At 56.0% G+C, this 821-nt stretch carries 1 protein-coding gene; it reads right to left on the reverse strand.

Annotation, left to right across the window (positions count from 1 at the left end; translation table 11 throughout):
- Positions 1-641, reverse strand: a 641-nt coding sequence (locus HK22_RS14840; protein WP_086649819.1) for a DDE-type integrase/transposase/recombinase, incomplete at its 3' end; no start/stop codon positions are given.
- Positions 642-821 lie beyond the last annotated feature (180 nt).

Consider the following 821-nt stretch of genomic DNA (forward strand, 5'->3'; position numbering starts at 1 on the left):
CGAGACCAGGCCGTATTGCGGTTACGGGGCTGATCAGCGAACTGGATGCCGTTATCGGTCAGAATGGTATGGATCCGGTAAGGAATGATGCTCAGGAGATATTCGAGGAATTCCCAGGCGGTCTTCCGATCGGCTTTCCCGACGAGTTGTGTGACAGCGAACTTGCTGGTCCGATCGATGGCGACGAAGAGATACAGCTTGCCTTCAGCAGTCTGGACCTCGGCAATATCGATGTGAAAAAAGCCGATGGGATAGCGTTTGAAACGTTGTCGTCTGGGCTTGTCTCCCTCGATATCCGGAAGCCGGGATATTCCGTGGCGCTGCAGGCAGCGATGCAGGGCCGAGCGTGTCAGATGGGGAATGCTGGCCTGCAGGGCATAAAGGCAGTCATCCAGCGGCAGCAACGTATGCCGGCGAAACGCCACGATCATTGCTTCGTCCGTCTCGGACAGAACTGTGGATCGCGGCTCTTTGGGACCTGTCTTCTGATCCTCAACCGTTTGACGCTTCCGCCACTTTGCAACTGTTTTCGGGTTGACCCCGAACTTCTTGCTCAGCGTCGCGAGCGAAGCCTGCGATCGCTGTATTGCTGCTCGCACGGCGTGCGTGGTCGTGGCGCTGCCATGACGTATCTGTCCCATAAGGCTTCCTTCCACTCGCGTGAAAATACCACACCATCAAACCCCGGGACTAAACACCTTATGTGTTTCCAGCCTGTTATGATGGCCTCATGAACGACCCTGGCCAGGGTCGTTCATGAGGTGAGATACAGCGCTTAACACCTGGTAGCCTGACCACGTTTTCTAGCAGGCTGATCTCGC

Source organism: Gluconobacter sp. DsW_056, from assembly GCF_002153595.1.
GTDB classification, from domain to species: domain Bacteria; phylum Pseudomonadota; class Alphaproteobacteria; order Acetobacterales; family Acetobacteraceae; genus Gluconobacter; species Gluconobacter albidus.